The organism is Enterobacter cloacae complex sp. IR5441, assembly GCF_049238215.1.
Classification (GTDB): Bacteria; Pseudomonadota; Gammaproteobacteria; order Enterobacterales; family Enterobacteriaceae; genus Enterobacter; species Enterobacter hormaechei_C.
This window is the reverse complement of sequence record NZ_JBMKIA010000096.1, coordinates 1-1,700: the sequence shown is the minus strand read 5'-3', so window position 1 is coordinate 1,700 and position 1,700 is coordinate 1. Positions and strand designations below refer to the sequence as shown.

Sequence of the window (1,700 nt, the reverse complement as noted above, 5' to 3'; positions counted from 1 at the left end):
TACGGCCCACAGAATGATGTCACGCTGAAAATGCCGGCCTTTGAATGGGTTCATGTGCAGCTCCATCAGCAAAAGGGGATGATAAGTTTATCACCACCGACTATTTGCAACAGTGCCTGTCGGCGTAGCTCTTCGATGATCCCCAGCCCAAAGACAGGTTCCTCGGCTGCATGGTGAAGGATGTGCAGGCGGATCAAACCGCCGTAGAGGTCTTTGTCAGTCATTTTTTGTGCCTCACAGAGCGACGCTCAACAGCCACCCAGCTGCACCGCTACCGAGGACAACCAGCCACGGCGGGAGCTTCCAGAACATAAGTGCGACAAGGGCAACTAATGCCAAGCCGAAGTCTTGCGGCTGAAAGATGGCGCTAGTCCATACAGGCTGATACAGCGCGGCCAGCAGCAAGCCGACTACAGCGGCATTGATCCCGGCCAGCGCAGCTTGGATGCCTGTATTGCGGCGCAAACGCTCCCAAAATGGCATTGATCCGACGACCAGCAAGAACGAGGGCGCGAAGATAGCCAGCAGACACACAATGCCGCCGATCCAGCCCGACGGGGCGGTGTTCATCGAGGCACCAAGAAACGCGGCGAACGTGAACAAAGGGCCGGGCACCGCTTGAGCTGCCCCGTACCCCGCGAGAAAGGATTCATTGTTGACCCAGCCGGAGGGCACCACTTCGGCTTGCAGTAATGGCAGCACAACGTGACCACCGCCGAACACCAGTGATCCGACACGATAGAAGGAATCCACCATTGCCATGGTTTGACTTGGCATCAGTTCGGCCAACACCGGCAGGCCAATCAGCAAGACAAAGAACAGCGAGAGCCAAAGCACGCCGGCCCGGTGACTGACCGTGATAGGTAGGGGGTCATGCTCAACAACTTTCGCTGGCTTGAACAATAACCGGCCTGCGATGCCTGCGATAGCAATCACGCCAACCTGTCCCCACGCGGACGGCACAAGTAAAACGACGCAGGTAGCAATTGCCATGATGGTGACTCGCAGCCCATCCGTGCATAGGTTACGCGCCATGCCCCATACTGCTTGAGCGACCACGGCCACAGCCACCACTTTTAAGCCATGCAACGCGCCCTGCGAGACGTAATCGCCATAGCTGGAGATGCCGAGCGCAAAAAGGATCAAGGCTATGGCAGACGGCAGCGTGAAGCCAGCCCAAGCAGCCAGCGCCCCGCTGTATCCAGCCCGAGACAGTCCTACCGCTATGCCGACCTGGCTGCTTGCAGGCCCTGGCAAGAACTGACAAAGCGCGACCAAGTCAGCATAGCTCCGTTCGGAGAGCCAGCGCCGCCGTGTGACAAATTCGGCGCGGAAGTAGCCCAAGTGCGCAATGGGGCCGCCAAAAGATGTCAATCCAAGCCGCAGAAAAATAAGAAAGACCGACCATGGTCTGCTGTCATCGGTAGGGTTATTCGTCATACTTTCGCCTTCATGATCTGCAACGAGTTGATCAATAATAAGCGAAATTCGATAACGAAATTCGATATAAATCTAGAAAAAAATACCTCTATGTGTACTACGCAGTTTTAGCTGTGGCTTTCACAGGAGCACGCTTACTTACGGCTTAGCGTGCTTTATTTAATGAGATGGTCACTCCCTCCTTCCCGGTACTATGCTGAGGACAGGCTTTCATTCGGAGAACTATCATGGAAAACATTGCGCTCATTGGTATCGATCTG

1 protein-coding gene and 1 pseudogene are annotated in these 1,700 nt (G+C 55.2%); both read right to left on the bottom strand.

Annotation, left to right across the window (positions count from 1 at the left end; all coding sequences use genetic code 11):
• Positions 1 to 119 precede the first annotated feature (119 nt).
• Positions 120 to 224 (bottom strand): annotated as a pseudogene (locus ACOTX5_RS26440) (PadR family transcriptional regulator); the annotation flags it as partial.
• Between the two features lie 10 nt (positions 225 to 234).
• Positions 235 to 1,440, bottom strand: a complete 1,206-nt coding sequence (chrA, locus tag ACOTX5_RS26435) for a chromate efflux transporter (protein ID WP_000184001.1) — start codon at positions 1,438 to 1,440, stop codon at positions 235 to 237.
• Positions 1,441 to 1,700 lie beyond the last annotated feature (260 nt).